The sequence below is a fragment of the Spirillospora sp. CA-108201 genome, assembly GCF_050936235.1.
Classification (GTDB): domain Bacteria; phylum Actinomycetota; class Actinomycetes; order Streptosporangiales; family Streptosporangiaceae; genus Spirillospora.
Map to the genome: position 1 here is coordinate 1,849,212 of NZ_JBNJNE010000001.1, position 26,378 is coordinate 1,875,589.

The 26,378-nt window shown below is 74.5% G+C and carries 26 protein-coding genes and 2 pseudogenes; 6 read left to right on the top strand and 22 right to left on the bottom strand.

Features of this window, described 5'->3' with window-relative positions; genetic code table 11:
• Positions 1 to 9: 9 nt before the first annotated feature.
• On the bottom strand, positions 10 to 1,368 hold the full coding sequence (locus ACQEU6_RS09235) for an ABC1 kinase family protein (RefSeq protein WP_499330622.1): 1,359 nt from the start codon (positions 1,366 to 1,368) through the stop codon (positions 10 to 12).
• Between the two features lie 82 nt (positions 1,369 to 1,450).
• Complete coding sequence (locus ACQEU6_RS09240) at positions 1,451 to 2,101, bottom strand: TetR/AcrR family transcriptional regulator (protein ID WP_499330624.1); 651 nt, start codon at positions 2,099 to 2,101, stop codon at positions 1,451 to 1,453.
• 90 nt (positions 2,102 to 2,191) lie between these two features.
• On the opposite strand from ACQEU6_RS09240, the gene ACQEU6_RS09245 reads away from it, so the two are divergent.
• Both ACQEU6_RS09245 and cphA read left to right on the top strand, forming a co-directional pair.
• Positions 2,192 to 3,025 carry a cyanophycinase gene (locus ACQEU6_RS09245; RefSeq protein ID WP_499330626.1) on the top strand — a complete coding sequence of 278 codons (834 nt, stop codon included), beginning with the start codon at positions 2,192 to 2,194 and terminating at the stop codon, positions 3,023 to 3,025.
• 2 nt (positions 3,026 to 3,027) lie between these two features.
• Positions 3,028 to 5,667, top strand: coding sequence for a cyanophycin synthetase (gene cphA / locus ACQEU6_RS09250; protein ID WP_499330628.1), 2,640 nt, complete (start codon positions 3,028 to 3,030; stop codon positions 5,665 to 5,667).
• Here cphA and ACQEU6_RS09255 read toward each other — a convergent pair.
• The 16 genes and pseudogenes from ACQEU6_RS09255 to ACQEU6_RS09330 all read right to left on the bottom strand — a co-directional run.
• Positions 5,664 to 5,834: pseudogene (locus tag ACQEU6_RS09255) on the bottom strand (integrase core domain-containing protein); the annotation flags it as partial. The gene cphA and the pseudogene ACQEU6_RS09255 sit on opposite strands and share 4 nt — an antisense overlap.
• 110 nt (positions 5,835 to 5,944) lie before the next feature.
• On the bottom strand, positions 5,945 to 7,744 hold the full coding sequence (locus ACQEU6_RS09260) for a reverse transcriptase/maturase family protein (protein WP_499330630.1): 1,800 nt from the start codon (positions 7,742 to 7,744) through the stop codon (positions 5,945 to 5,947).
• A 448-nt stretch (positions 7,745 to 8,192) separates the two neighbouring features.
• Positions 8,193 to 9,113 (bottom strand): annotated as a pseudogene (locus ACQEU6_RS09265) (IS481 family transposase); the annotation flags it as partial.
• Between the two features lie 118 nt (positions 9,114 to 9,231).
• The gene (locus tag ACQEU6_RS09270) at positions 9,232 to 10,017 is read right to left on the bottom strand and encodes a phosphatase PAP2 family protein (protein WP_499330632.1); all 786 of its coding nucleotides are present in this window, start codon (positions 10,015 to 10,017) and stop codon (positions 9,232 to 9,234) included.
• Between the two features lie 274 nt (positions 10,018 to 10,291).
• The gene (locus ACQEU6_RS09275) at positions 10,292 to 11,449 is read right to left on the bottom strand and encodes a 4-hydroxybenzoate 3-monooxygenase (protein ID WP_499330633.1); all 1,158 of its coding nucleotides are present in this window, start codon (positions 11,447 to 11,449) and stop codon (positions 10,292 to 10,294) included.
• Positions 11,450 to 11,503: 54 nt separating this feature from the next.
• A complete protein-coding gene (locus ACQEU6_RS09280; protein WP_499330636.1) occupies positions 11,504 to 12,346 on the bottom strand; it encodes an IclR family transcriptional regulator in 843 nt (280 codons plus the stop codon).
• Positions 12,347 to 12,374: 28 nt separating this feature from the next.
• Positions 12,375 to 12,764 (bottom strand): 4-carboxymuconolactone decarboxylase, encoded by a 390-nt coding sequence (pcaC, locus tag ACQEU6_RS09285; RefSeq protein WP_499330637.1) that lies wholly within the window; start codon positions 12,762 to 12,764, stop codon positions 12,375 to 12,377.
• Positions 12,761 to 13,534 (bottom strand): 3-oxoadipate enol-lactonase, encoded by a 774-nt coding sequence (gene pcaD, locus ACQEU6_RS09290; RefSeq protein WP_499330638.1) that lies wholly within the window; start codon positions 13,532 to 13,534, stop codon positions 12,761 to 12,763. Before pcaD ends, pcaC begins: the two co-directional genes overlap by 4 nt.
• Entirely contained in the window at positions 13,531 to 14,751 is a 1,221-nt protein-coding gene (gene pcaB, locus ACQEU6_RS09295; protein ID WP_499330640.1) for a 3-carboxy-cis,cis-muconate cycloisomerase, read from the bottom strand. Before pcaB ends, pcaD begins: the two co-directional genes overlap by 4 nt.
• Positions 14,741 to 15,304, bottom strand: coding sequence for a protocatechuate 3,4-dioxygenase subunit alpha (gene pcaG / locus ACQEU6_RS09300; protein WP_499330642.1), 564 nt, complete (start codon positions 15,302 to 15,304; stop codon positions 14,741 to 14,743). Before pcaG ends, pcaB begins: the two co-directional genes overlap by 11 nt.
• The gene (gene pcaH / locus ACQEU6_RS09305) at positions 15,304 to 15,969 is read right to left on the bottom strand and encodes a protocatechuate 3,4-dioxygenase subunit beta (protein ID WP_499330645.1); all 666 of its coding nucleotides are present in this window, start codon (positions 15,967 to 15,969) and stop codon (positions 15,304 to 15,306) included. The genes pcaG and pcaH overlap by 1 nt, the downstream gene beginning before the upstream one ends.
• Positions 15,966 to 16,634 carry a CoA transferase subunit B gene (locus ACQEU6_RS09310; RefSeq protein WP_499330648.1) on the bottom strand — a complete coding sequence of 223 codons (669 nt, stop codon included), beginning with the start codon at positions 16,632 to 16,634 and terminating at the stop codon, positions 15,966 to 15,968. The genes pcaH and ACQEU6_RS09310 overlap by 4 nt, the downstream gene beginning before the upstream one ends.
• A complete protein-coding gene (locus tag ACQEU6_RS09315; protein ID WP_499330649.1) occupies positions 16,634 to 17,401 on the bottom strand; it encodes a CoA transferase subunit A in 768 nt (255 codons plus the stop codon). The genes ACQEU6_RS09310 and ACQEU6_RS09315 overlap by 1 nt, the downstream gene beginning before the upstream one ends.
• 121 nt (positions 17,402 to 17,522) lie before the next feature.
• Positions 17,523 to 18,509: a sigma-70 family RNA polymerase sigma factor gene (locus ACQEU6_RS09320; protein ID WP_499330651.1), complete on the bottom strand. Its 987-nt coding sequence runs from the start codon at positions 18,507 to 18,509 to the stop codon at positions 17,523 to 17,525.
• Positions 18,510 to 18,620: 111 nt separating this feature from the next.
• A complete protein-coding gene (locus tag ACQEU6_RS09325) occupies positions 18,621 to 19,715 on the bottom strand; it encodes a zinc-binding dehydrogenase (protein ID WP_499330653.1) in 1,095 nt (364 codons plus the stop codon).
• Positions 19,715 to 20,212, bottom strand: coding sequence for an XdhC family protein (locus tag ACQEU6_RS09330; RefSeq protein WP_499330654.1), 498 nt, complete (start codon positions 20,210 to 20,212; stop codon positions 19,715 to 19,717). Before ACQEU6_RS09330 ends, ACQEU6_RS09325 begins: the two co-directional genes overlap by 1 nt.
• A 157-nt stretch (positions 20,213 to 20,369) precedes the next feature.
• On the opposite strand from ACQEU6_RS09330, the gene ACQEU6_RS09335 reads away from it, so the two are divergent.
• From ACQEU6_RS09335 to ACQEU6_RS09345, 3 genes are read left to right on the top strand one after another with little or no spacing between them, the layout of a single operon-like run.
• The gene (locus ACQEU6_RS09335; protein ID WP_499330656.1) at positions 20,370 to 20,924 is read left to right on the top strand and encodes a universal stress protein; all 555 of its coding nucleotides are present in this window, start codon (positions 20,370 to 20,372) and stop codon (positions 20,922 to 20,924) included.
• Between the two features lie 27 nt (positions 20,925 to 20,951).
• Positions 20,952 to 21,593 (top strand): adenylate kinase family protein, encoded by a 642-nt coding sequence (locus ACQEU6_RS09340; RefSeq protein WP_499330658.1) that lies wholly within the window; start codon positions 20,952 to 20,954, stop codon positions 21,591 to 21,593.
• Positions 21,594 to 21,634: 41 nt separating this feature from the next.
• Positions 21,635 to 22,462, top strand: a complete 828-nt coding sequence (locus ACQEU6_RS09345; RefSeq protein ID WP_499330660.1) for a 1-aminocyclopropane-1-carboxylate deaminase/D-cysteine desulfhydrase — start codon at positions 21,635 to 21,637, stop codon at positions 22,460 to 22,462.
• A 33-nt stretch (positions 22,463 to 22,495) separates the two neighbouring features.
• Here ACQEU6_RS09345 and ACQEU6_RS09350 read toward each other — a convergent pair whose 3' ends face one another.
• From ACQEU6_RS09350 to ACQEU6_RS09365, 4 genes are all read right to left on the bottom strand, one after another.
• Positions 22,496 to 23,569 carry an acyl-CoA dehydrogenase family protein gene (locus ACQEU6_RS09350; protein WP_499330662.1) on the bottom strand — a complete coding sequence of 358 codons (1,074 nt, stop codon included), beginning with the start codon at positions 23,567 to 23,569 and terminating at the stop codon, positions 22,496 to 22,498.
• Entirely contained in the window at positions 23,566 to 24,759 is a 1,194-nt protein-coding gene (locus ACQEU6_RS09355; protein ID WP_499330664.1) for an acyl-CoA dehydrogenase family protein, read from the bottom strand. Before ACQEU6_RS09355 ends, ACQEU6_RS09350 begins: the two co-directional genes overlap by 4 nt.
• 139 nt (positions 24,760 to 24,898) lie before the next feature.
• Positions 24,899 to 25,315: a nuclear transport factor 2 family protein gene (locus ACQEU6_RS09360; protein WP_499330665.1), complete on the bottom strand. Its 417-nt coding sequence runs from the start codon at positions 25,313 to 25,315 to the stop codon at positions 24,899 to 24,901.
• The gene (locus ACQEU6_RS09365) at positions 25,312 to 25,710 is read right to left on the bottom strand and encodes a nuclear transport factor 2 family protein (RefSeq protein WP_499330667.1); all 399 of its coding nucleotides are present in this window, start codon (positions 25,708 to 25,710) and stop codon (positions 25,312 to 25,314) included. The genes ACQEU6_RS09360 and ACQEU6_RS09365 overlap by 4 nt, the downstream gene beginning before the upstream one ends.
• Before the next feature lie 81 nt (positions 25,711 to 25,791).
• On the opposite strand from ACQEU6_RS09365, the gene ACQEU6_RS09370 reads away from it, so the two are divergent.
• On the top strand, positions 25,792 to 26,373 hold the full coding sequence (locus ACQEU6_RS09370; RefSeq protein ID WP_499330668.1) for a TetR/AcrR family transcriptional regulator: 582 nt from the start codon (positions 25,792 to 25,794) through the stop codon (positions 26,371 to 26,373).
• Positions 26,374 to 26,378: the final 5 nt, after the last annotated feature.

Sequence of the window (26,378 nt, forward strand, 5' to 3'; positions counted from 1 at the left end):
CCCGCGTGTTCAGGCGGTGACCTGCGTCTGGTCGTCGAGGTCGGGATCGGTGTCGGTGGAGAAGCCGGGGAGCCAGCGCACGGCTTCGGCGCGGTACTCGCCCTCGGCCTCCAGCTGGCACAGGACGCCGCCGCACCCGGACAGGGCGCGGCTGACGGCGAGGTATTGCGGCGGCAGGCGGAACGCGCGGGCGAGCGCGCCGGGACGCAGGTCGGAGGCCAGTCCGAGGCCGCGGGCCGTCTGCTCGCGCAGCCACTCGCGGGAGTAGCGGAAGCGCTCCACGGCGAACGGGGCGGCGTGCGGGGCGACGAGCGCGGCGACCTCCTCGGGGTCCACCTCGGCGTCCCCGAGCAGGAAGCCCTCCTCGAACAGCGCGTCCACGATGTCGTCGGGGTCGCCGAGGGTGCCGATGCGCAGCAGCCGCCCGATCGACCACTGGAGCTCGGCGGGGACGCGGGCGGCCCCGCCGAAGTCCATGACGCCGAGGCGGCCGTCGTCCAGCAGCCGGAAGTTGCCCGGGTGCGGATCGATGTGGATCATCTCGCAGCGGGCGGGGCCGGACAGCAGGAAGCGGAACAGCATCAGCCCGGCGCGGTTCCGGGCCTCCTGGTCGCCCTCGGCGATGACCCGCGCGAGCGGGGTGCCCTCCAGCCACTCGGTGACCAGCACGTTGCCCGACTGGGCGACGACGGCGGGGACGGCGAAGTCCGGGTCGCCGTCGTAGGCGTCGTGGAAGGCGGTCTGGGCGCGGGCCTCGTCGACGTAGTCGAGCTCCTTCTCCAGGCGGCGCTTGAGGTCGGCGACGACCGGCTTGACCTCCACGCCGGGGAACAGGGGCGTGACGAGGCGGCTCAGGCGGGAGATCTGGTTGAAGTCGCTCATGAGGGCCTGGGCGGCGCCGGGGTACTGGACCTTGACCGCGACCGTCCGGCCGTCGCGCCAGACGGCCTTGTGGACCTGGCCGATGGACGCGGCGGCGGCGGGGCGGTCGTCGAACTCGGCGAACATCGCGCGCCAGTCCTCGCCGAGCCCTTCGGCCAGGACGCGGTGCGTCGTCGCGGCGGGCATGGGCGGCGCCGCCTCCTGCAGGCGGGTCAGGCTGGCGCGGAACGGGCCGGCGACCTCCTCGGGCAGCCCGGCCTCGAAGATCGAGAGGAGCTGGCCGACCTTCATGGCGCCGCCCTTCAGCTCGCCGAGCACGGCGAACAGCTGCTCGGCGGTGCGGCGCTGGACCTCCAGCGCCACGGCCTCGGCGGGACGGCCGATGGTCCGCTTGCCGAGACCGAGGGCGGTGCGCCCGGCGAAGCCCAGCGGAAGGGTCGCCAGCTTGGCGGTTCGCGTCACCGCACGGCGGGGGATGTCGCTCACGGCCCCTCTTTCGACGATGCGTCCAATGACTTTCAGCCTCTCACGGGGAGCAATGCCACGAAACGGTCACGTCCCGACATATTCAGCGTCCGGTCGCGCCCGGGGATTCCCCGCCGCCCGGGCAGGGCCGCAGCAGCAGCTCGACGACCTCCAGCGCCTGGTCGATCTCCGGCCGGTTCCCGCCCAGGTAGTGGGCGTACATGAAGGAGTCGGCGACCCGGACGATCGCCTGCGCGAGCGTCCGGGTCGGCAGCGGGGTGCGGAGCGCGCCGCGGTCGATCTCCGCCTGGAGCTCGGCGGTGAGCAGCTCGGTGGCGCGGTCCTCGATGGTGCCGGGCATGGTGGCCAGCCTGATGAACAGCCGGGGCTCGCGCTCGGTGAACGCCTTCAGCGGCCCGGCGTCCACCACCGCGCGCATGAACCGCTCCAGCAGGGCGAGGATCCGCTCGGCGCCGGCGCCGCCGACGCCCCGCGCCGCGACGCGGTAGGTGCGCTCGGTCATCTCCCCGAGCAGGGCGGCCAGGAGCTGCTCGCGGCTGCCGACCCACCGGTAGAGGGTGGCGCGCCCGACCCCGAGCTCGGCGGCGAGCGCCGACATGTCGATCGGGTCGCCCCGCAGGTAGTGGGCGGAGGCGGCGGCCAGCGCGGCGGAGCGGCCGCTCCGCCGCGGGGAGGTGCGGCCCGCGCCGGACGGCGGCCGGACGGCGTCGTCCGCGGGAACGGGGCCGCTCATCAGCACAGCATGGCACAGCGCCGCGCACGCCATCCCATGACTTGTCGCGTTCGCGCGACTACAGGCGGTTATCGGGGGTAGCAAGCAGAGGTGAACCACAAACACGGGGGCGCCGGACGCAAGGGCCGGCTGCTGATCATCGGTGGCGCGGAGAACCGGACCTGCGGCTCCGGCCCGCTGGAGACGTTCGTCGAGCTGGCGGGCGACGAGGACGCGCGGATCGTCGTCATCACCACGGCGACGGAGGTGCCCGAGGAGGTCGCCGACGAGTACACCGCCGTGTTCGGGCGGCTCGGCGTGTCCTCGGTGCGCGAGCTGCGGCTGCTCGGCCGGGCGGCGGCCGACGACGCGGCGACGCTGCGGGCCCTGGAGACCGCGACGGGGGTGCTGTTCAGCGGCGGCGACCAGTCCCGGATCCGCACCCTGGTCGGTTCGAGGACCAACGAGCTGCTCAAGCGCCGGCTCGACCAGGAGGGCCTGGTGATCGCCGGGACGAGCGCGGGCGCCACCGCCATGGGCCACTGGATGATCCTCGGCGGCCGCGGCCACGACGTCGCCGCCTCCACCGTGAAGGTCGGCCCGGGGCTCGGCCTGCTCGACAACGTGCTGATCGACATGCACTTCAACGAGCGGGGGCGGCTGCCGCGGCTGATGAGCGGGATCGCGCTGGACACCCGGCTGCTCGGCGTCGGGATCGACGAGGACACGGCGATCGTGGTCGGCGACGGGCGGTTCGAGGTGGTCGGGACGGGCGTGGTCACGGTCGTGGACGCCGGGCAGGCCACGGTCGCCTACGCCGCCTCCGACCACGAGCCGATGGCGATGCTCGACGTGTCGCTGCACCTGCTGCCGGCCGGCTGCGCGTTCCAGATGAACGACCGGCTCCCGGCGATCGGCAACATGCGCGGCCCGGAGGAGGGATAGCGGTGCGACTCGATCATGTGCGCCGCCTCGGCGGCCCGAACGTCTACCTGCCCCGGCCGGTCGCGATCGCGCGGCTGGACCTGCAGGGCCTGACCGGCCACGAGACCACCGACCACCCCGGCTTCGCCGAGCGGCTCGTCGACGCCCTGCCCGGACTGGCCGACCACCACTGCTCGGCGGGCCGTCCGGGCGGGCTGCTGGAGGCGATGGCGCGCGGCACCTACTTCGGCCACGTCACCGAGCACGTCACGCTGGAGCTGTCCGGACTGATCGGCCGCGAGGTGTTCTTCGGCCGCACCGTGCGCGCGGGCGGGCCCTCCGAGTACGACGTGATCCTGGAGTGCCCGCCCGACGAGCCGTCCGCGAGCCCGGTGGTGGAGCGGCTGATCACCCTGGCGGTGCGGATCGTGAACGGGGCGCTCGCCGGGCTCGTCCCGGACACCTCCGCCGACCTGGCCCGCGTCGCGGCCGTCCACGAGGAGGAGCGGCTCGGGGTGAGCACGGCGGCACTGGCGCGGGCGGCGCGCGAACGGGGCGTGCCGGTGCGCCGGGTCGGCGGCCTCAACCTGCTGCGCCTGGGGTCAGGGCGGTACCGCCGGACGGTCTGGGCGGCGATGACCGACGCCACCTCGGCGATCGGGATGGAGGTCGCGGGCGACAAGCGGCTCGCGCACCGCCTGCTCGCCGACGCCGGCCTGCCCGTGCCGGAGGGCCGGGTCGCGGCGTCCCCGGGCGAGGCGCTGGAGGCGCTGCGCGCCGTCGGCGGCCCGGTGGTCGTCAAGCCGCTGTCGGGGCACCAGGGCGAGGGCGTGCACATCGAGCTGACCACGCCGCCGGAGGTGGTGGCCGCGTTCGCGTCGGCCGCCGGGGACGGCGGCGAGGCCCTCGTCGAGAGCTACATCCCGGGCAGGGACTACCGGGTGCTGGTGGTCGGCGGCCGGGTCGCGGCGGCGGCCGAGCTGACCGCCGCGTGCGTGACCGGCGACGGGACGGCCCAGGTCGCGGCGCTGGTGGACCGGGTCAACGCCGACCCGGCCCGCGGCGAGGGCCACGACCGGCCGCTGACCAGGCTCGTCCTCGGTCCCACCGAGATGGCGCTGCTGGAGCGGCAGGGGCACGGCCCGCGGTCGGTGCCCGCCGACGGGGAGCGGGTGTGGCTGCGCCGCAACGCCAACCTGTCCACCGGCGGCACCAGCCGGGACGTGACCGCCGACGTCCACCCGGAGGTCGCCGCGATGTGCGTGCGGGCCGCCGCGGCCGTCGGCATGGACGTGTGCGGCATCGACCTGCGGCTGCCCGACGCCGCCGCCCCGCCGCCCGCCGAGCGCGGCGCCGCCGGGATCCTGGAGGTCAACGCCGCGCCGGGCCTGCGGATGCACCTGGCGCCGCACCAGGGGGCGGGGCGCGACGTCGCCGGCGACATCATCGGCCTGATGTACCCGGAGGGGACGCCGTCGCGGGTGCCGGTCGTGTCGGTCACCGGCACCAACGGCAAGACCACGACCGTCCGGATGATCGCGCACATGCTGGAGCTGGACGGCCGCCTGACCGGCATGACCAGCACCGAGGGCGTGTACGTCGGCGGGCGCCTGGTGCACCGGTCCGACGCGTCCGGGCCGCGCTCGGCGGAGATGGTGCTCGGCGACCGGTCGGTGGAGGCGGCCGTGCTGGAGACCGCGCGGGGCGGGATCGTGCGGCGCGGCCTCGGCTACGACCGCGCCGACGTCGCGGTCGTCACCAACATCACCCGCGACCATCTCGGCGTCGACGACACCGAGTCCGTGGACGACCTGGTCGACATCAAGTCGCTGGTCGCCGAGGAGATCCGGCACGGCGGCCACGTGGTCCTCAACGCCGAGGACGAGGCGTCGGCGGGCCTGGCCGGGCGGCCGGGGGTCCGCGAGCGCGACCCGGTGGTCCGCTACTTCGCCCTGACCCCCGCCGCCCCCGTCCTCGCCGGCCACCTGCGCCGCGGCGGCGTCGCCTACAGCGTCAGGGAAGGGTGGCTGACCGAGGCGCGCGGCGACCGCCGGACCCCGATCCTTCCCGCCGCGCAGGTGGCGGGCTCGTTCGGCGGGCACGCCCGCCACGTGCTCGCCAACGCGCTCGCCGCGGCGGCCGCCGCCCGCGCCCTCGGCGTGCCGGTGGAGGTGGTGGCGCGGGCGCTGCGCTCGTTCGACCCGCACACGCGCAACCCCGGCCGCGGCTGCGTCTACCAGGTGGGCGCCAACCCCGTGCTGGTCGACTACGCGCACAACCCGGCGGCGGTCGGGGCGATGGGGGCGTTCGTCGAGGGGCGCTGGGGCGGCGCCGGGGTCGCGGCGGTGACGCTGCCGGGCGACCGCTCCGACGAGCTGGTGGGCGAGACCGCCCGGGCGCTGGCGGGCTCGTTCGGCCGCGTCGTCGTCTACGAGGACGAGGACCTGCGCGGGCGCCGCTCGGGCGAGATGACCCGGCTGATCGTCCAGGGGCTGCGGGAGGTCCGCCCGGACGTGCGCCACCACCCGGCCGGCGACCTGAAGGGCGCGCTGGCCTCGGCGCTGGACATGGCGGAGCCGGGCGAGCCCGTCCTGCTGCTGTACGAGAAGCTGCAGCCGGTCACCGAGCTGCTGGAGACGCTGGGGGCGGAGCCCGCCGGCTAGCTGTTCTGTCCCGTGAGGTTGGGGACGCGGCTGGCGGGTGGGTGGCCGTCGAGTGCGGTGTGGCCGCGGTGGTGATTGTAGGTGTGGAGCCATTGCGGGAGTGCTCGGCGGCGTTCGGCTTCGCTGGTGTAGGGCTGGTTGTAGGCCCATTCGTCGGTCAGGGTGCGGGTAGGGTCGGCCGAACGGCGAGGTGCCAGCCCGTAGGGCTGGTCCTTTTCCGTTCGGCCTCCCTCCGAACCGGGCGGACCCGTTTCCGAGTACCCGGCTCTCCAGCGATCTACTGCGTGAGCGGTGTTGCAGAGTGCCCGTGGATAAGGTCGTGGCAGTTCCCGCAGACCACGAGGGCCTTCCTGCGGATCTTGGCCATGGCCGTGGCCCAGGCGGGCTGCGGCTGTCCGGCCCTTCCGAGGTCGGCGAGTTGGCGGACGTGGTGCACTTGGATATCGTCCGTTCGCTCGCAGAGCTCGCATCGCCCTTTCAGCAGCCGGGTGACCAGCTGCCGGTTGGGATAGACGGGGCCGGTGTGCTGGCGGTCGGTGAGGACCGCGTTCTTCTGCCGCTTCAGGGGGATGCCGCCGAACCAGGCGACCAGCGGTTTCCTGCCCTCGCGCTCGACCTTGGCCTCGAACCGCGTGCGCAGCCCGTGCGGTGTCTCGACCTTCGCCTTGTGACGGGCAGCGGTCTTCGTCACCGTCGAGCGGTGCTTCCTGGCCAGGGTGTGGAGCATGGAGGTCTCCATGACCCAACGCAGCCGGTGCAGTCGGAAGACGTCACTGGCGAGCAGGTAGTACTGGACGATGCCCCGGTACTCGGCCCCGAATCTGGCGACGATGTTGTAGTCGCTCTCGTTGACCATCGGATTCCGGCACGCGGGTTTTCCGCGTGACAAGTACGGGGCGGACTTGGCCTTGACCACCGAAGCGGGAACGTGCAGGACGACCGTCCCGTTGAGCGACCGGCGGTTGCGCCCGTCGCTCTTGGACGGTCTTCGTGTCCTGGTCGCGCTGCTCGCGACGGCGATCTCATAGCCGAGGAACCTGGCCCGCTGGGTGCGGGCATGGGTGATCAGTGTCTTGTCTGGCGAGAGCTCCAGCTTGAGGTCGTCACGCAGGAACTCCGTCAGACGCTGCTTGATCTGTTCGGCTTCGGCCTTGGGCCCGGCGAACCCGAGCAGGGTGTCGTCGGCGTATCGGCAGTACCTCAGTCTCCGGTAGCCGGGATCACGGGAGTCCTGGCTGGGGAGGCTGTGGAGCCGCCGATAGAGGTCCCGCACTTGTGTGCGGTCGCCTTTGCGGCGGGCTCTGACGATCGCTCCCTCCACTGCCCGGTACTCCGGGTTGCGTGCCCGGAGCTTTCCCAGAGTGAACTCGGGGATCAGAGTCTTCTCGATGAAGACGTCCAACTTGTGCAGGTAGATGTTCGACAGGATCGGGGACGCGATGCCGCCCTGCGGGACTCCGCTGAGCGTTGCGTTCCAGGTCCAGTCCTCCAGATACCCGGCTGTCAGCATGTTGCGCAGCAGCCGCAGGAACCGGTTGTCGTGGATCTTCTCGGCCAGGATCCCGACCATCACCTGATGATCGAGCGATCCGAAGCAGTCGGAGATGTCCCCCTCGACGAACCATGTGGTTCCGGTCCAGGTGTTGGCCACCTCGCGCAGTGCGGTGTGGCAGCCTCGGCCGGGCCGGAACCCGTGGGACCGGTCGGAGAACGTCGGCTCGTAGTAGGCCTCCAGCAGGAGGCGGACCACCTCGCCGACGAGCTTGTCCGACCAGGTCGGCATGCCCAACGGGCGCGTCTTTCCGTTCCTCTTCGGGATGTGCGTCCGCCGGACCGGCCGGAACCGGTAGCGCTCGTGGCGCATCGCGGTGACGATCCGGTCGATCCTCTTCGTCGACATGCCGTCCGCGGTCTCCCGCGTGACCCCCGGCGTCATCGCGCCCTTGTTGGCGTAGATGCGGCCGTAGGCCAACAGATACAACTGCGGGTTGAACATCTGCCGATACAGCTCTTCCAGCGGCAGGCCGCGCCTGCCGCGCTCACGCAGGACACCCAGCACCGTTTCGGCGCTCTGCATTACGCATACCTCCCGACTCTCGGTGTCCCGATCACCTGGCCCCCTTCGCCCTGCGGACGGCTTTCCCGTCCTCCTTGGCCGGTCGTGACTCCGGCGACTACTACGAGGCCTCCGTCGCCCTGGGGCTCGCGCCCGGTAGGCGATCCCACGTTCGTCACGGTCGTACGTATCAGCGTGATTTAGGCGTCCCGTTCGTCTCCTTCAACACCCTCACTGGGCGTCGCTCCTGGCCCCGAAGGTTGCGAATTCGTTCTTCAACCCACGTCGCAGGGCCGGCACCGGTTTCAGTCGCCTTTCCGGTGGATGTGAACTTCCATCTTCTGGATACTGGGATTCAGGCAATCCAGCTTTCGCCATGTCACACGGGTCCCCCAGAGCACCGTCCCTGACGCTGAGCCCGGTCTCTGGTTTCCTGGCATGCTCTTGTCCCCATAAGCCTTTCGGCGCTGGGTAAGCCATCAGACCCAGGAACCTCCCTTCGAGTTCCTCCCGGATGATCCAGGGATACGACCATGCGCCTCGTGGCGCACTTGTAGCGTTCGACCTTGCCATTGGTCTGGGGCCGGTAGGGGCGGGTGCGCTTGTGGGTGATGCCGGCTCCGGTGAAGGTGTCGCGCCACAGGTGTGAGCGGTAGCAGGCGCCGATGTCGGTCAGCACGCGGGCCACGGTGATCCCGGCGGTGCTGAAGAACGCCTGCGCCCGCTGCCAGAACGCCGCCGCTGAGTGCTTGGTCTCGTCGGGGAGGATTTCGGTGTAGGCCAGGCGGGAGTGGTCGTCGACGGCGTTGTGCAGGTAGCCGTAGCCCAGGTTGGGGTGCCTGCTGGTGGTGTGGGGGCGGGCCGGGTCGCGGTGCGCGGAGCTGTTGCGGGTGCCGGTGGCGCGGCCGTGGATGCGGTGGCCGCCGCCGTCGGGGATGTTGCCGAGTTTCTTGATGTCGACGTGGACCAGGTCGCCGGGCGCGGCGTGCTCGTAGCGGCGGACGGTGCGGCGGACGGCGCGGCCGGTCGCTCGGTCCAGGTCCCGCAGGCGGGCCAGGCGGTAGCGGGTCAGCACGCGGTGCACCGTGGAGGGATGGACGCCCAGCAGGTAGCCGATGCGGGCCGGTCCCCACCGGCGCAGCACCCGCACCTTGATGATGCGTCGCTCAAGGCGGGTGGGGGTGCGGCGCGGACTGTGATGCGGACGGCTGGAGCGGTCGGCCATCCCGGCCTCGCCCAACTGCCGGTACCGGGCCGCCCACCGGCCGGCGGTGGTGGGCGAGGCCTGGAACCGTTCGGCCGCCCGCCGCAGCGGCCACCCGTCATCGACAACGCAGCGGGCCAGGCGCAGGCGTCCGGTCTCGGTCAGCGGGGCGTTACGGTGGGGCATGAGGGCCTCCTGCGGTGCCGGTGCAGATGTCGCAATCCACACCGAACCCGGAGGCCCTCCCTCATTCCAAGATCATCCGGCTGTGTCCCCGCGTTCACAACCTCCGTGGGCAGTACAGCTAGCCGGCGGGCTCGTCCGCGGGCGGCGGGCGCAGCAGCAGGACGGTGACCGTCAGCAGCGCCAGCACGACGATCCCGTCCAGCCAGTAGTGGTTGGCGGTGCCGACCACGACCGCGACCGTCGCGATCGGGTGCAGGAGCCACATCCACCGCCACCGCGTCCGGGACGTGACGACGAGCCCGAGCGCGATGACGGCCGCCCACCCGATGTGCAGGGAGGGCATGGCCGCGTACTGGTTGGCGATCGTGTCGGTCTGCGGCGCCCCGTACACCGAGGGCCCGTACCGGGCGGCGGTGTCGACGAGCCCCGTCGCGGGCAGCATGCGCGGGGGCGCCAGCGGCACGAGCAGGTGCAGGACGAGCGCCGCCGCGGTGAGCGCCACGAGCACCCGGCGCACCCACCGGTAGTGGACGGGCCGCCGCAGGTAGATCCAGAGCAGGAACAGCACGGCCGCAGGGAAGTGCACGTAGGCGTAGTAGGAGTTGGCCGCGTGCACGAGGAACTGGCTGTGCAGCAGGCCGTGCTGGACGCCCGCCTCGTCCGGCAGGCCGAGGACGCCCTCCAGGCGCAGGACGCGGTGGGCGTTGTCGAACGCCTCGCTCACCCGCCCGTCCGCCAGCAGCCGCCCGAGCTTGTAGGCGGCGAACAGCACGATGATCAGCAGGAGCTCGCGGACGGGCCGCGGCCGGCCGCCGGGGCGTCCCGCGGCCGCGCCGGCCCGTCCCGGCCTGCGCAGTCGTGATAACGCGCCGGCCTGGCGGGGCGGCTGGTCGAGGAGGCTCACTGCGCTGTCCTTCGCATCGTGTTCTGCTCCGGTCAGGGCCGGGCGGGGGCGGGCTCGCGGCCGCCGCCGGACCGGGCCGGGCGGCGACGTCGAGCAGATGCCGAAGCCTTTCACCTTCTGCGTCCGCGTGGGGCACGGCACGCGCCGGCGGCCGCCGGGCCGGGGGCGCGGCGCCGCCACAGGACTCACCGTAGACCGAACTTGCCTATGTGGCAAAATTTCAGGGGCTGCCAGATTCGGTGACGTGCGTCTCACCGCCGCGAGCCAGCCGCGGCTAGGCGAGGGGGAGGCCGGTGTAGTTCTCGGCCAGGGAGGTCTGGGCCGCCTCCGAAGAGGCCACGTAGTCCAGATGGGAGCGCTGGAGCCGGCGCTCGAAGCCGGTCGCGGCCGGATCGGTGTGCAGCAGCGCGGTCATCCAGTACGAGAAGTGCTCCGCCCGCCACACCCGCCGCAGGGACGCGTCGGAGTAGCCGTCCAGCAGCGTGCGCGATCCCGAGGCGTAACGCTCGGCGAACGCCCGCGCCAGGACGGTCACGTCGGACACCGCGAGGTTGAGCCCCTTCGCCCCGGTCGGGGGGACGATGTGCCCCGCGTCCCCGGCGAGGAAGAGCCGGTCGTGCCGCAGCGGCTCGGCCACGAAGCTGCGCATCGGCGTGATCGACCTGTCCGTGACCGGGCCCTCGCGCAGCTCCCAGCCGTCGTCGGTCGCGAACCGCGCCGCCAGCTCGTCCCAGATCCGGGCGTCGGGCCACGCGGCGATGTCCTCGTCCGGCCGCACCTGGAGGTAGAGGCGGCTGACCCGCGGGGACCGCAGGCTGTGCAGCGCGAACCCGCGCTCGTGGTGGGCGTAGATCAGCTCGTCGGTGGAGGGCGGGACGTCGGCGAGGATCCCGAGCCACGCGAACGGGTACTCGCGCTCGAACGTCCGCAGACCCGGCACCGCCGCGCGGGCGACGCCGTGGAACCCATCGCAGCCGGCGACGTAGTCGCAGTCCAGGGTGCGGGTCCGGCCGCCCTCGCGGAAGGTCACGCTCGGCGCGGAGGCGTCCAGGGCGACGGCCTCCGCCTCGAACCGCACGTCGCCGCCGTCGGCCAGCCGCCGGGCGACGAGGTCCTTGACGATCTCGGTCTGGGCGTAGACGGTCACCGTCCGCCCGGTGAGGCCGGTCAGCGGGACCCGGTGCCCGGCGCCGCCGAACCGCAGCTCCAGCCCGTGGTGGACCAGGCCCTCCCGGTCCAGCCGCTCGCCCGCGCCGCTCTCGCGCAGGACGTCGGTGGTGCCCTGCTCCAGCATCCCCGCCCGCTGCCGGTGCTCCACGTAGGCGCGGTCGCGGCTCTCCAGGACCACCGAGTCGATCCCCTGGAGATGGAGCAGATGCGACAGCAGCAGGCCCGCCGGCCCGCCGCCGATGATCGCGACCTGGGTCCGCATCGATCCTCCTCGTGCCGTGTCCGCCCGCCGATGGTCGCGCGCGTCCCCGCAGGTTCAGGCCCCGGTGTTCCGCTCAGCGGAAAACAGGCCGGGACCGCCGCGCCAGTGCGCCGCCACGTCCCGGGACAGGGCGCGCACCGCCGTCGTCAGCGGCGGGAGCAGCCGCCGCAGGTCGGCGGCGCGGGTGCCCGACACCAGCGACAGCGCCGCGACCACGTCGCCCGCACCGTCGCGCACGGGGGCGCCGACGGACGCCGCGCCGAGCGTCATCTCGTCGCGGGTCACCGCGTAGCCGGAGCGGCGGACCTGCTCGACGCAGCGCCGCAGCTCGCCGGGGTCGGTGATGGTGCGCGCCGCGTGCCGGGGCAGCTCGCCGGCCAGGACCGCCTCCCGCACCCGCGGCGGCGCGAAGGCCAGCAGCACCTTCCCGACGCCGGTGGTGTGCAGCGGCAGCGTCGCGCCGACCTGGGTCACGACCGGCACCGACCGCGTCCCGCGCAGCCGCTCCACGATCAGCACCCGGTCGTCGCGGAGCACGCCGAGCTGGACGTTGTCGTGGGTGGCCTCGTAGAGGTCCTCCATGTGCGGGAGGGCGAGCTCCCGCAGCCCGGTGACCGCCGGGGCCTGGCTCCCGATGCGCCACAGCCGGGTGCCGATGCGGTACGTGCCGTCCGGCACCCGCTCCAGGAACCCGCCGCCGACGAGCTCCCCGACGAGCCGGTGGCCGGTCGCCAGCGGCAGCCCGGCGCGGCGGCAGATCTCGCTCAGGTTGAGGCGGACGCCGCCCTGCGCGAAGGCGTTCAGGATGGCCATGACCTTGCCCGTCACGCTGACCGGCCGGGCGCGCTCCGCCCCGCCCCCTTCCGCGGGGTCCCCTCTCCCGGTGTGCCCTCCCACGTGGCTCCTCCGCCCGGGCCCGCGCCCGTCACTCCTGTTCGGTGAGTACCCGCTGGGCGACGGCGAACGCCGAGTTCGCGGCGGGCACCCCACAATAGATCGCCGTCTGCAGGAGCACCTCCCCGATCTCGTCGGGGGTCAGCCCGTTGCGGAGCGCCGCGCGCACGTGCATGGCGAGCTCGTCCAGATGGCCGCCCGCGACCATGGCGGCCAGCGTGATGCAGCTGCGGGTCCTGCGGTCCAGGCCCGGCCGGCTCCAGACCTCGCCCCACGCGTAGCGGGTGATCAGGTCCTGGAAGTCGGCGGTGAAGCCGTCCTTGCGGGCCTCGGCGCGGTCGACGTGCGCGTCGCCGAGCACCTCGCGCCGCGTCGCCATGCCCCGCGCGCGCCGTTCCCCGTCGGACATGCGCTCGCTCATCGGCGGCGTCCCTTCCATGTGCGGTCCAGGTGCGCGGTGATCGCCCCGGTGACCTCGGCCGGGCGTTCGGCGTTCGCCAGGTGCCCGGCGCCCTCGACCACCGCCAGGCGGGCGTCCGGGATCCCGGCGGCGAGCCGGTCGGCGTGGCCGCGCGGCGGGGTCGGGACGTCCCGCGCCCCGGCGACCACCAGGGCCGGCGCGCGGATCCCGGCCAGGCGCGCCGTCGCGTCGAACGAGGCCAGCGCGTCGCAGCAGCCCGCGTAGCCCTCGGGGTCGGTCGACCGGAGCATCTCCACGTAGGGGTCCGCGCCGGTGAAGGACGGCGTGAACCAGCGTGCCGCCGCGCCGTCCGCGACCGGGCCGACCCCCTCGCGGCGGACGAGCTCGGCGCGTTCGCGCCAGGGCCCCGGGTCGCCGAAGCGCGGGGACGTGCAGCACAAGATCAAGCTGGCGACGCGCTCCGGTGCGCGCAGGGCGAGGGCCGTCCCGACCGCGCCTCCGAGCGACACCCCTGCGTAGGCGGCCCGGTCGACGCCGAGGACGTCCAGCAGGGCGGCGATCCCGTCGGCGAGGTCGTCGACGGTGAACGGGCCGTCCGGCGAGGGCGCGCCGCCGTGGCCGGGCAGGTCGTAGCGCAGCACGCGCCAGGCGCGCGTCAGCGCGGGCAGCTGCGGAAGCCACAGGTCCATGGAGGTGCCGAGGGACGGTCCGAGCACGACGACGGGCGCGCCGTCCGGCCCGTCCAGGCGGTGCCGCGGCGCGGCGGTCACGTCCGGCTCCTGCGGTAGGCGTCGAGGGCCCGGCCGACGAGGGCGGCGGCGGCGCCGGTGCCCGGGTCGTCGCCGAGGACGTCCAGGAGGTCGTCGAGGTCGGCGCGCATCAGCTCGGGGGACACCTCCAGGCCGTCCAGCAGCTCGGCGGCCGTCTCGGCGGCGCCGCCGGTCAGCCGCAGGCACTCGCGCAGCGGCTGCCACTCGGCGTGCCACTCCCCCGCCGGCCGCTCGTGCGGCGCGGCCTGCGCGGCGAGGATCACCTGGACCTGCGCCGGGACCTGGAGGGCGGCGGAGCGGACCAGCGCGGACAGCGCCGGGTTGCGCTTGTGCGGCATCGACGACGAGCCGCCCCGGCCCGCGCCCCCGGCCTCCGCGACCTCGCCGACCTCGCTCTGCGCCAGCAGCCACACATCGGTGGCGACCTTGCCGAGGGCGCCCGCGGCGACCGCCAGCGCCGCCGCGAGGCCGGCGACCGGCGCGCGGCGGGTGTGCCAGGGCAGGACGGGGCGCGCCAGCCCGGTCTCCTCCGCGTAGGCCGCGACGAGGTCGAAGGCCCGGTCGCCGAAGGCGTCCAGGGTCCCGGCGGGGCCGCCGAGCTGGGCGGGCAGCGGCACGGCGGCGAGGCCCTCCCGCGCCTCCAGGCAGCCCATGAGCCAGCCCGCGGCCTTGGCGCCGAACGTCGTCGGCAGGGCCTGCCGGCCGAGCGTCCGGGCCGGCATCGGGGTGTCGCGGTACCGCGCCGCGAGCCCGGCCAGCGCGTCCAGTGCCCGGTCGAGGTGGGCGAGGACGACGCGCCTGGCGCGGGCCGCGACGAGCATGGCGCCGGTGTCGGCGATGTCCTGGCTCGTGGCGCCCCGGTGGACGTGCTCGCCCGCGGCGCCCGCGAGCACGCGCAGATCGGCGACCAGCGGCACGACGGGATTGCCGGAGCCGCGGGCGCGGCGGGCGATGCCGGGCAGGTCGAACCGGCCGGCGTCCGCGGCGGCGGTGATCGCCTCCGCCGCGGAGGCCGGGACGAGGCCGAGCCGGGCCTGCGCCCGGGCGAGCGCCGCCTCCGCGTCGAGCATGGCGGTCAGGTAGGCGAGGTCGCTGGTGGCGGCCTCGGCCTCCGTCCCCGCCCGGACGGGCGACAGCAGCCCCGCGTCCGGCGCCGGGCCGCGCTCCCGTGCGGACCCGCGCCCGCCGGGCGGCGGACCGTGCTCGTCAGAAGGCAAGGAACACCGTCTCCCCTTCTCCCTGCAGGCGGACGTCGAACCGGTACTCCCGCTCGCCCTCGCGTTCGGCGATCAGCGTCGCGCGCCGCTCCCGCGGGACGGCGCCGAGGAGCGGGTCGCCCGCGTGGGCCGCCGCGTCCTCGGGGAAGTAGAGCCGCGTGAAGACCGGCTTGAGCAGGCCGCGGGCGAACACCAGCACGGCGATGTAGGGCGCGCTCCCGCCGGCCTCGCCGGGCTTGACGGTGCTGAACCAGTAGCCGCCGTCGGCGTCGGTGCCGCACCGGCCGAAGCCGGAGAAGCCGTGCCCGGCGCGCACGATGCCGCCGGGGCGCCGCGGGACCTCGCCGTTCCCGTCGGCCTGCCAGATCTCCAGCAGCGCGTCCGGCACCGGCTGCCCCGCGCCGTCCAGAACGCGCCCGCGCACCCGGATCGCGTCGGGCCGCCACGGCGGGACCACCTCCGGGCCCGCCTCGTACGGCAGCGCGTAGCCGAAGAAGGGGCCGACCGTCTGCGACGGCGTCATGCCCGGGCGCGCCGGGGAGGGCGTGCTCATCAGGCCTCCGCCGGGGTGTCGCCGAGGACGATGTCCCACCGGTAGCCGAGCGCCCACTCCGGCGTGGTGGTCTCCATGTCGAACCGGGAGACCAGCTTCTCGCGGTCCCGCTCGTCGGGGATCGACTGGAAGATCGGGTCGTGGGCGAACAGCGGGTCGCCCGGGAAGTACATCTGGGTGACGAGCCGCTGGGTGAACGCCGCGCCGAACACGGAGAAGTGGATGTGGGCGGGCCGCCACGCGTTGTGGTGGTTGCCCCACGGGTAGGCGCCCGGCTTGATCGTGACGAACCGGTAGCGGCCGTCGCCGTCGGTCAGGCAGCGCCCCGCGCCGGTGAAGTTGGGGTCGAGCGGCGCCGGGTGGAGGTCGCCCAGGTGGCGGTACCGGCCCGCCGCGTTGGCCTGCCAGACCTCCACGAGCGCGCCGCGCACCGGGCGGCCCGCGCCGTCGAGCACGCGGCCGGTCACGACGATCCGCTCGCCGAGCGGCTCGCCGGCGTGCTGGACGGTGAGGTCGTGGTCCCTCCGCCCCAGTTCCCGGTGCCCGAAGACCGGGGAGGTCAGCTCGACGCTGTCCGGGCCCAGCTTCGGCATGACCAGGTCCTGCGACGGGGCGCGGAGCACGGTGCTCCGGTAGCCCGGGTACAGGTACGGCGGGTGGGTCATGGCCTCGTCCCTTCCTGGTCGCCTTCCACCGGGGCGCGCAGGGCCAGCCGCGCCCCGGTCGCCGCCCGGACCTGGCCGGCGGTGACGCCGGGAGCCGTCTCGGCCAGCACGAGGCCGTCGCCGGTGACGTCCACGACGCCGAGGTCGCTGATGATCCGGTCGACGCAGCGCCGGCCGGTGAGCGGCAGCGCACACTCCTCGACGATCTTGGGTTCGCCGTCGCGGGTGGTGTGGCTCATCACGACGATCAGCCGGCGGGCGCCGTGCACGAGGTCCATCGCCCCGCCCATGCCCTTGATCATCTTGCCGGGCACCGACCAGTTGGCGAGGTCGCCGCGGGCCGAGACCTGCATCGCGCCGAGCACGGCGATGTCGATGTGGCCGCCGCGGATCATGCCGAACGAGAGGGCGGAGTCGAAGCAGGACGCGCCTGGCAGGACGGTCACCGTCTCCTTGCCCGCGTTGATCAGGTCCGGGTCGACCTCGTCCTCGGCGGGATACGGGCCGACGCCGAGGACGCCGTTCTCGGCGTGCAGGGTCACCTGGCGGCCCTCCGGGACGAACCCGGGGATCAGCGTGGGCAGCCCGATGCCGAGGTTGACGTAGGCGCCGTCGGGCAGCTCGGCGGCGGCGCGGGCGGCGATCTCGTCGCGGGACCAGGGCATCAGGCGCCGCCTCCCCCGCGCAGCGTGCGCGTCTCGATCGGCTTGTCGGCGGCCTGCTCGGGGGTCAGCTCCACCACGCGCTGGACGAACACGCCCGGCAGGTGCACGGCGTCGGGATCGATCTCGCCGGGCTCCACGAGCCGCTCGACCTCGGCCAGCGTCACCCGCCCGGCCATCGCCGCGAGCGGGTTGAAGTTGCGGGCGGCCTTGTCGAAGACCAGGTTGCCGTGCCGGTCGCCGACCGCCGCGCGGACGAGCGCGAAGTCGGTGGTGATGCCCTCCTCCAGCACGTACTCCCGCCCGGCGAACTCGCGGACCTCCTTGGCGGGCGAGGCGACGGCGACCGTGCCGTCGGGCGCGTACCGCCACGGCAGCCCGCCGTCGGCGACCATCGTGCCGACCCCGGCCGGGGTGAAGAACGCCGCGATCCCGGCGCCGCCCGCGCGCAGCCGCTCGGCGAGGGTGCCCTGCGGCATCAGCTCGACCTCGATCTCGCCCGCGAGGTACTGCCGCGCGAACTCCTTGTTCGCGCCGACGTAGGAGCCCATGGCGCGGGCGATGCGGCCCGCCGCGAGCAGCTGCCCGAGGCCCCGGCCGTCCAGCCCGCAGTTGTTCGACACGACCGTGAGGCCGCCCGCGCCCCGCCCGTGGAGGGCGGCGATGAGGACGGCCGGCACCCCGCAGAGCCCGAATCCGCCGACGGCCAGGGACGATCCGTCGCCGATGTCGGCGACGGCGTCCGCCGCCGAGGCCGCGACCTTGTCCATATGCCTCCCATTCCCGCTCGGCGGGAGGCCGTCGCGGCGCTCCCGCCCGGCCACCACCCTCGCAGCCGGCGCGGCGCGCGCCCCGCGCCTGTTTCCGCCCAGCGGAAGAACGGGAGCCCGATCAGAGGCTTTCGGCCAGCCCGAACACCGGGAAGAGGGTCGTGTCGAAGAACACCGAGACGTGCGCGACGCCGTCGCCGGTGATGCTCAGCACCTGGATCTGGTAGGGGCGGTGCACGCCGTCGTCGCCGCGCATGTAGAGCCCGAACGCCGGCTGCCCGTTCGCGGCGGCCGGGACCATCCGGATGTCGCCGGGAGTGGGGCCGCACTGGGCCAGGATGAGCCGGACGACGTGGTCGGCGCCGACGAACCACTGCGGGAACGGCGGCATCTCCCAGACGACGTCCTGCTTGAACAGCTCGATCAGGCTCGCGATGTCAGCGGTCTCGAACGCCTTCGCGTAGCGCTCCAGGAGGTCGCGCTGGCCGGGGTCGGTCGGCTCGACCAGCTCGTCGCGCAGGGGGGCGTTCTCCTCCAGCTGCGCGCGCGCCCGCTGCAGGGCGCTGTTGACGGCGGCGGTGGAGGTGTCGAGCAGCTCGGCGACCTCGGCGGCCCGCCACTTCAGCACGTCCCGCAGGATCAGCACGACCCGCTGCTTGGCGGGCAGGTGCTGCAGGGCCGCGACGAACGCCAGCCGGGTGCTCTCGCGCGCGGTGACGATGGTCGCCGGGTCGGCGGCGTCGGCGCCGAGCACGACGTCGGGGGCGGGCTCCAGCCACGGCACCTCGTCGGAGGCGACGACGGGCCGCTCCGGCTCCTCGCTCGGCGCCCCGAGCCCGGACGGCATGGGCCGGTTGCCGCGCTGGTCGATCGCGGTCAGGCACACGTTCGTGGCGATGCGGTACAGCCAGGTGCGCAGCGAGGAGCGGCCCTCGAAGTTGCCGTAGGAGCGCCATGCCCGCAGGTAGGTCTCCTGCACCAGGTCCTCGGCGTCGTGGATGGAGCCGAGCATCCGGTAGCAGTGCGCCAGCAGCTCCCGCCGGTACGGGTCGGCCAGCGCCTGGAAGTCACGGTCTGTCTCGATGGTGTTCGGCATGGTGTCGGGCATGGTGGTCGTCACCTCTGCTGGGCGGCCTCGCCGGTGCGGCGAGGGCGGCGGGCGCCGTCGCCTCCGACCGTAGACGAGCCCACCGACAGAACACGGGCGGCACTTCAGATCCTACGCCCGCGCCCCCTGGACGCGACCGGAGCCGTCGCCGGGGGGCCGCCGGCGCTGAGGTTCGATCACCGTGATCCCGGCGCCGGACATCGCGGCGAGGGCGGCCGGCGCGTCGTCCAGGGCCAGGACCCGCCCGACCAGCAGGTCGGGACGCAGCGTCCCGGCGCGGACCAGCTCCATCATCGGGCCGTAGGCGTGGGCGGCCATCCCGTGGCTGCCGACGATCTCCAGCTCCCAGCCGATCACCCGGTCCATCGGCAGGTCGGCGCGGCCCGCGCCGGGCGGCAGCAGCCCGACCTGGACGTGCCGGCCGCGGCGGCGCAGGGACTCGACCGAGGCGCGGGCGGTGGCCGGGCTGCCGAGCGCGTCCAGCGAGACGTGGGCGCCGCCGCGGGCCGCCTCGCGCACGGCCCCGGCCACGTCGTCGTGGGCCGCGGCGTCGACGACGGCGGACGCGCCGCAGCGGCGCGCCAGCTCCAGCGCCTGCGGCGACACGTCGACCGCCACGACCCGCGCGCCGGCCGCCGCGGCGACCATGACGGCGGAAAGCCCGACGCCGCCGCAGCCGTGCACCGCCGCCCACTCGCCCGCGCGGACCCGGCCCTGCGCGAGGACGGCGCGGAACGCGGTGGCGAACCGGCAGCCGAGCGCGGCCGCGGTCGTGAAGGCCATCTCGTCGGGCAGGCGCACCAGGTTCACCTCGGCGGCCTCGATCGCCACGAGGTGGGCGAAGGAGCCCCAGTGCGTGAAACCGGGCTGGGTCTGGGCCTCGCAGACCTGCTGGTCGCCCGCCTGGCAGGACGGGCAGCGGCCGCAGGCGCACACGAACGGGACGGTCACGCGGTCTCCGGGCCGCACGCCGGCGACGCCGGCGACGCCGGCGCCGACCTCCTCGACCGTGCCCGCCAGCTCGTGGCCGGGGACGTGCGGGAAGGCGCGGATGTCGGGGTCGTGGCCCTGCCAGCCGTGCCAGTCGCTGCGGCACACGCCCGTCGCCTCGACCCGGATCACCGCGCCGCCGGGCGGCACCCGCGGGTCGGGCAGCTCCCGGATCTCCAGCGGTCCGGCGAAGGCGTCGTAGGCGACCGCCAGCACTAGAACTCGAAGCCGCCGGGGCGGCCGTTGCGGTCGGCGATCAGGCCGGCCAGGGTCGCCACGGCGATCTCGGCGGGGGTCCGGGAGCCGATGTTGAGCCCGATCGGGCGGTGCACGCGGGCGATGTCGGCCGCGGGGACGCCGAGTTCGGTGAGGGCCGGGATGTGCGGGGCGGGGTGCCGCGGGTTGCCCATGACGCCGACCCACCGGACGGGCTGCGTCAGCACGTCGCGCAGGACCGGCCCGAGCTCGGGCCGGTGGTGGTCGGTGACGACCACGTCGGCGCCGGCGTCCAGGGGCGGCAGCTCGGCCGTGCCGTCGCGTTCCTTGTCGGGGTCGACGAGGAACGTGCGGTAGCCGAGGTCGGCGGCGTAGCGCAGCAGGTGGTCGGCGACGGGGCCGGCGAACACCGCGACCAGCGTCCGCTCCCCCGTCTCGGGCTGGACGTCGCCGTGCGCGACGGCGCAGGAGGAGTCGTGCTCGTGCGGTGCGGCCATACCGGAAGTCTGCCCAACGCGGCGCCGGGCGGTCCAGCGGCCACGCCCGCGCCGCGGGTTCGCCGCGAACCTCTGCCCCCGGAACCTGGAACTCTCGCGTAGGAACGGGTATGCCTTCTGTCTAGACTGCTGTCACCCGGCGGCCACAGGAGGGACCGTGATCGCGAGACCGGACGGCGGGCCCCGCGTGGTGGTGGGGGTGGACGACTCCGCGGGTGCGCGCTGCGCGCTCTCCTGGGCGATCGGCGAGGCCCGGCTGCGCCGGCTGCCGCTGCTGGTCGCCCACGCCGCGCCGCTGCCCCCGCACGTGTCGGCGGCGGGCCAGCTCGGCTGCGGCATCACCGAGGCGCTGCGCGGCTCCGGGGCCGAGCTCATCGCCCGGCTGCTGGCGGAGGTGTCCGGCGGCCCGCCCGAGGGCGTGGAGATGACGGCGCTGGCGCTCGTCGGGGAACCGGGCGCGACGCTCGTACGGCTGGCGGGCGACGACGACATCCTGGTTGTCGGGCGCGGCGAGCGGGGCCCGTTCTCGCGGCTGCTGCGGCCCTCGGTGCGGCTGCACTGCGCCCGCAGGGCCCGCGCGACGCTGGTGTGCGTCCGGCCGCCCGCGTTCGACACGCTGCTGGAGAACCTGACGGTGCGGGGCGAGTCGCCCGAGACCGCCCCCGACTCCCGCTTCCGGAGGCTGGGCCGCCGCCTGCGCCTCCCCCTCTGACCGGGACGGCGCGCATAGGCTCTCCCCATGCGCAAGTACGTCATCATCGGCGCTGTCGGCAGCGGCAAGGGCACGCAGGCCGGGCTGCTCGCGCGCGATCTGGACATCGTCCACATCAGCGTCGGCGACATCTTCCGCTGGCACGTCAAGAACCACACCAAGCTCGGGGCGCAGGTGCGGCGCATCATGGCGTCCGGCGAGCTGGTCGGGGACGATCTCGCGGAGAACGTCGTGCGGGACCGGCTCGCCCAGCACGACTGGAACTACGGGTTCGTCATCGACGGGTTCCCGCGCAGCCGGCGGCAGACGGAGTTCTTCCTGGAGAGCTACGACATCGACGGCGTGATCCATCTGGACCTGCCGGACGAGGAGGTCCGCCGGCGGGTGCTGGCCCGCCGGCTGTGCGACGGGTGCGGGATGGACTACAACCTGATCGCGGACCGCCCGACGCAGGAGGGCCGCTGCGACGTGTGCGGGGGCGAGCTGATGTCCCGCGAGGACGACACGGAGGAGGCGCTCGCGGGGCGGCTGCGCGACTACCACGAGCGGACCGACCCGATCCTGGAGCTGTTCGGCCGCAAGGAGTACGTCGTCACCGTCGACGCGCGGCCGGGAATCGACGAGGTGCAGCGGACGCTGCGCGGAAGGCTCGGGCTGCCGCCCGCATGACGCCCTCTCCCGAGAGGCCCTCTCCCGAGGCGGCCTCGCCCGTGGTGGAGCTGGCGGACGAGCGGGCGGCGCGCCGGGGGCTCCGGCTGTTCCTGAAGCGGGACGACCTGATCCACCCGGAGCTGCCGGGCAACAAGTGGCGCAAGCTCCGGCACAACATCGGGCCCGCGCGCGAGCACGGGACGCTCCTGACGTTCGGCGGCGCCTACTCCAACCACATCCGTGCCGTGGCGGCGGCGGGCAGGATCCACGGGTTCGCGACCATCGGCGTGATCCGCGGCGAGGAGCACCTGCCGCTGAACGGCGCCCTCGCGCACGCCGAGCGCATGGGCATGCGGCTCGCCTACATGGACCGGGCGACCTACCGCCGCAAGCACGAGCCGGACGTGGTCGAGGCGTTGCGGGAGCAGTGGGGCGGCTTCTACCTCCTGCCGGAGGGCGGCAGCAACGCGGCGGCCGTCCGGGGCTGCGCCGAGCTGGGCGCGGAGCTCGCGGGCTTCGACGTGGTCTGCTGCCCCTGCGGGACGGGCGGGACGCTGGCCGGCCTCGCCGCCGGCCTGGCCCCGCGGCAGCGCGCTGTCGGGTTCTCCGTGCTGAAGGGCGGCTTCCTGACCGGTGAGGTGGCGCGCCTCCAGCGCGAGACCTACGGCGAGCGGCGCGGCGACTGGAGCGTCGAGGACGGCTTCCACTTCGGGGGCTACGCGAAGACCACCCCCGAACTGGACGCGTTCGCCGACGACTTCGCCGGCCGGCACGGGATCGTCCTCGACCGGATCTACACGGCGAAGATGATGTTCGGCGTCCTCGCCCTGGCCGAGCGCGGCGCGTTCCCCGAGGGCGCCCGGGTCCTGGCGGTCATCACCGGATAGCCGGTGACGACTGCCCTCCCCCGGGCCGGGCCGTCAGGCCGGAGGCAGGTCCACCAGCGAGGCGAGGGCCGTCCGGTGCCGGTCGGGGGTGCCGAGGGCGATGGAGTCGGCCTTGGCGCGCTTCAGGTAGAGGTGCGCCGGGTGCTCCCAGGTGAAGCCGGTGCCGCCGTGCATCTGCACGCACTCCTCCGCGGCCTTCAGCGCGACCGCCGAGCAGTGCGCCTGCGCCACGGCGACGGCGATCGCCGTGTCCTCGTCGCCGGCGGCCGCGCAGGACGCGGCGTGGCGGGCGACGGCGCGGGCCTGGGTGATCGAGGTCCACAGGTCGGCGAGCCGGTGCTTGAGGCCCTGGTAGGAGCCGACCGGACGGCCGAACTGGTAGCGCGTCTTCACATGGGCGACGGTGTCGTCGAGGCAGCGCTCGGCGAGCCCGAGCTGCTCGGACGCCAGCATCGCGGCGCCGGTCCGCAGCGCGTCCCGCACCGCGCGGGGCCCCTCGGCGACGCGCCGGGCCGGGGCGGCGGAGAAGACGAGGTCGGCGAGCCTGCGGGTCATGTCGAGCGAGGTCGCGGCGGTGCGGCGGGCGTCGGCGGCGTCCACCGCGTACAGCCCGTCCGCGGCCGGGACGAGGAGCACGTCGGCGGCCATGCCGTCGGCGACGCTGGTGACCTCGCCGGTCAGCGCGCCGCCCGCGACGCGGACCGTCGCGGGGACGTCGCCCGGTCCGGCGCTGAACGGCACCGCCAGGACCGCGATCCGCTCCCCGGCGGCCAGCCGCGGGAGGAGCTCGCGCTCCCCGGCGGCCAGCAGCGCCGCCGTCGCGATCACGGCGCTGGTCAGGAAGGGCACGGGCGCGGTGAACCGGCCCAGCTCCTCCATCACGACGGCGGTCTCGCGCCAGGTGGCCCCGGCGCCGCCGAGCTCCTCGGGGACCGGCAGGCCCGCGCAGCCGAGCCCGCCGGCGACCGCCCGCCACAGGGACGCGTCGTAGGGCTCGTCCCTCTCGGTGCCGGCGAGGACGGCGGGCCAGGGCGCCTTGTCGCCCAGCACCTCGCGGACGCTCGCCCGCAGGTCGTTCTCGATCTCGCCGTACAGCAGGTCGCTCATCGGGGCAGGTCCTTCCACGCCACGTCCTTGTCGACGCGGATCTCGCCGGGCAGGCCGAGGACGCGCTCGGCGATGATGTTGCGCAGGATCTCCGAGGTGCCGCCCTCGATGGAGTTGCCCTTGGCGCGCAGGTAGCGGTAGCCGGGCGAGCGGCGGGTGAAGTCGACCTCGGTGGGGCGCCGCATCGTCCAGTCGTCGTAGCGCAGGCCCTCCTCGCCGAGCAGCTCCAGCTCCAGGCCGGACACCTCCTGGTTGAGCCTGGCGAACGCGAGCTTGGCGCCGGAGCCCTCGGGGCCGGGCTGCCCCGCGGTGAGCTGCTGGCGCAGCCGCGCCCCGGTGAGCCGGGCCGCCTCGGTCTCCACCCACGCGCGCAGCAGGGCGTCGTGCAGGGCGGGGGTGCGCAGCTCGGGGCGGTCCCGCCAGAGCGCGGCGACAACGCCGATCATGCCGCTCTCGCGCGGCGCGGCGCCGCCGCCGATCGCGACCCGCTCGTTCATCAGCGTCGTGGTGGAGACCCGCCAGCCCTCCCCGACCTCGCCGAGACGGTGCTCGTCGGGGATCCGCACGTCGGTGAGGAACACCTCGTTGAACTCGGCCTCGCCGGTGATCTGGCGCAGCGGGCGCACCTCGACGCCCGGCGCGGTCATGTCGCAGACGAAGTAGGTCATGCCGCGGTGCTTGGGGACGTCCGGGTCGGTGCGGGTGACGAGGATCGCCCACCGCGCCTCGTGCGCCATGGACGTCCACACCTTCTGGCCGTTGACCGTCCAGGCGTCGCCGTCGCGGACGGCGCGGGTGGCGAGCGCCGCGAGGTCGGAGCCGGCGCCGGGCTCGCTGAACAGCTGGCACCACAGCTCCTCGCCGGTCCACAGCGGGCGCAGGAAGCGGCGCTTCTGCTCCTCGGTGCCGAAGGCGAGGATCGTCGGGGCCGCCATGCCGAGCCCGATGCCGTTGCGCTCGGGGTGGTTGGCCGGGGCGCCCGCCTCGGCGAACCGGCGGTCGACGGCGGACTGCAGGTGCCGCGGGGCGCCGAGCCCGCCGAGGCCCTCGGGGTAGTGCACCCAGGCGAGCCCGGCGTCGAACCGGGCCCGCAGGAACTCCCGGGGCGCGGTCGCCGCGGGGTCGTGGCCGGCGAGGAACTCGCCGACCCGCCTGCTCAGCTCGTCGGCGTCGGGCGGTGCTGTGCTCACGGGGCCTCCGCGCGGGGCGTGGGTGGCGGCGGCCACCCGGAACGGGGCATACCAACCGGTCGGTATGCCGACGTCCACCCTAGGAACGGCCGGGACGGCCAGTCAACCGCCCGCGCCCGGCGCCCCGGACCGTCCGCGATCAGCCGTCCCGCATCGCCCGCGCGAAGCCCGGATGGTCGTGGTAGTCGCGGGTCTCGGCGATCAGCCCGTCGCGCACCCGCAGCACCTGGATGTTGGCGACGCGGAACGCGCGGCCCGAGGGCGCCGCCCGCCCGTCGTAGCCGAACTCCGCGACGATCACCTCCGGGTCGCCGGTCTCGTGCACCACCACGTCGCGGGCGCGCAGCCGCAGGGGCCCGCGCGCGGCGGCGCGGAAGTGCCGGTCGATCTCCGCGCGGCCCTCCACCCGCGGCGGCGCGGGCGGGAGGGCGAAGGGCTGCTCGACGACCGCGTCCTCGGCGTAGAGGGCGGCGAGCTCGTGCCAGCGGCCGGCCGAGATGCCCTCGCTGAGCAGCGCGAACACCTCGCGGGGCGACCGGGCGGGCGGAGGCGTCACGCCATCGCCTCGTCGAACGCGCGGTGGTGGGCGTAGTCGCGGGACTCCACGATGTGCCCGTCGCGCACCCGCAGGACGAAGATGTTGGGCACGACGAACTCCCGCCCGTTCTCGGTGTTGCGCCCCGCGTACTCGAACTCGGTGACGATCAGCTCGGGGTCGGCGGTCTCGTGCACGACGACGTTGCGCGCCTTCATCTCCACCGGCAGCGTCTCCAGCAGGGCGAAGTGCCGGCGCAGCGCCTCGCGGCCCTCCAGGCGCGAGGCCGGGTGGGCGAACGGGTGCACGACCACCGCGTCCTCCGCGTAGAGCTGCGGCAGGCCCTCCGGCCGCAGCGCGGTGATCCCGTCGATCAGCCGCTGGAAGACGGCCCGGGGGCTGGCGAACTCTGACATGCGATCTCCCCTAGAGTCGGAGTACGTGCTCCGCATGAGAAAATACGGAGTCAAGACTCCGATTGTCAACGGAAGGCCGCGATGACATCACCCGCCTCCGGCAGGCCGCTGCGCGCCGACGCCCTCCGCAACCGCGCCAAGGTGCTCGCCTCGGCCGAGGAGGTCTTCGCCGTCCAGGGAACCTCCGCCTCCACCGAGGAGGTCGCGCGCAAGGCGGGAGTCGGCATCGGCACGGTGTTCCGGCACTTCCCCACCAAGGAGTCGCTGCTGGAGGCCGTGCTCGTCGCGCTGCTCGAACGGCTGGCGGCCGAGGCGCGGGACCTGCGGTCCGCGGACGACCCGGGCGCGGCGTTCTTCGGCTTCTTCGGCCGGGTGGTCTCGCAGGCAACGACCAAGCAGGCCGTGACCGAGGCACTGGCCGAGGCCGGGGTCGACGCCCGGGAGGCCACCGGGCGCGCCGGCCCGGACCTGAGGGCCGCCATCGGGGTGCTGCTCGGGCGGGCGCAGGAGGCCGGCGCCGTCCGCGCCGACGTCGGGCCGGGCGAGGTCATGGCGCTGCTGGCCGGCATGTCCTACGCCGCCGGGCGCGCCGGGGCCCGCGAGGACGTCCTGCGGATCGCCTTCGACGGGCTGCGCCCGGCCCGGGCGGGCGCGCCCGGGTAGGGCCC

Excerpts from the sequence above, each read along its gene's own strand:
- ACQEU6_RS09370 (WP_499330668.1), top strand. The coding sequence starts at position 25,792 with ATGACATCACCCGCCTCCGGCAGGCCGCTGCGCGCCGACGCCCTCCGC.
- ACQEU6_RS09315 (WP_499330649.1), bottom strand. The coding sequence starts at position 17,401 with ATGGACAAGGTCGCGGCCTCGGCGGCGGACGCCGTCGCCGACATCGGC.
- ACQEU6_RS09275 (WP_499330633.1), bottom strand. The coding sequence starts at position 11,449 with ATGCGGACCCAGGTCGCGATCATCGGCGGCGGGCCGGCGGGCCTGCTG.
- ACQEU6_RS09365 (WP_499330667.1), bottom strand. The coding sequence starts at position 25,710 with ATGTCAGAGTTCGCCAGCCCCCGGGCCGTCTTCCAGCGGCTGATCGAC.
- ACQEU6_RS09240 (WP_499330624.1), bottom strand. The coding sequence starts at position 2,101 with ATGAGCGGCCCCGTTCCCGCGGACGACGCCGTCCGGCCGCCGTCCGGC.
- ACQEU6_RS09340 (WP_499330658.1), top strand. The coding sequence starts at position 20,952 with ATGCGCAAGTACGTCATCATCGGCGCTGTCGGCAGCGGCAAGGGCACG.
- pcaC (WP_499330637.1), bottom strand. The coding sequence starts at position 12,764 with ATGAGCGAGCGCATGTCCGACGGGGAACGGCGCGCGCGGGGCATGGCG.
- ACQEU6_RS09330 (WP_499330654.1), bottom strand. The coding sequence starts at position 20,212 with ATGGCCGCACCGCACGAGCACGACTCCTCCTGCGCCGTCGCGCACGGC.
- pcaH (WP_499330645.1), bottom strand. The coding sequence starts at position 15,969 with ATGACCCACCCGCCGTACCTGTACCCGGGCTACCGGAGCACCGTGCTC.
- pcaG (WP_499330642.1), bottom strand. The coding sequence starts at position 15,304 with ATGAGCACGCCCTCCCCGGCGCGCCCGGGCATGACGCCGTCGCAGACG.
- ACQEU6_RS09260 (WP_499330630.1), bottom strand. The coding sequence starts at position 7,744 with ATGCAGAGCGCCGAAACGGTGCTGGGTGTCCTGCGTGAGCGCGGCAGG.
- ACQEU6_RS09310 (WP_499330648.1), bottom strand. The coding sequence starts at position 16,634 with ATGCCCTGGTCCCGCGACGAGATCGCCGCCCGCGCCGCCGCCGAGCTG.
- ACQEU6_RS09320 (WP_499330651.1), bottom strand. The coding sequence starts at position 18,509 with ATGCCCGACACCATGCCGAACACCATCGAGACAGACCGTGACTTCCAG.
- ACQEU6_RS09350 (WP_499330662.1), bottom strand. The coding sequence starts at position 23,569 with ATGAGCGACCTGCTGTACGGCGAGATCGAGAACGACCTGCGGGCGAGC.